This window comes from Actinoplanes awajinensis subsp. mycoplanecinus, assembly GCF_001509495.1.
Taxonomy (GTDB): Bacteria; Actinomycetota; Actinomycetes; order Mycobacteriales; family Micromonosporaceae; genus Actinoplanes; species Actinoplanes palleronii.
This window is the reverse complement of sequence record NZ_LLZH01000249.1, coordinates 1-238: the sequence shown is the minus strand read 5'-3', so window position 1 is coordinate 238 and position 238 is coordinate 1. Positions and strand designations below refer to the sequence as shown.

At 63.9% G+C, this 238-nt stretch carries 1 protein-coding gene; it reads right to left on the bottom strand.

Annotation, left to right across the window (positions count from 1 at the left end):
• On the bottom strand, positions 1–200 hold a 200-nt coding region (locus tag ADL15_RS24900; protein WP_157441589.1), incomplete at its 3' end, for a hypothetical protein.
• Positions 201–238 lie beyond the last annotated feature (38 nt).

Genomic DNA, 238 nt, shown 5'->3' with positions numbered 1-238 from the left:
TGCCCTCCGACGGCGTCGTTGTCGTCGAAGCGGGAGAACGCCAGGATCTTCGGGGCCGTGACCTGGTAGGCCAGGGCCTCGGTCAGGATCTCGATGTCCTCCGGGGACGCGATCGGGTCGTCCAGCGACACAGCGCGGCTACCGAAAGCGATACCGGTCGAGGTGTCGTAGACGTACGTGAGCAGGTAGTTGTGGTTCATCGCGCCTGGTCCTCTCCGTAGAGGTTGAACAGGGGTTG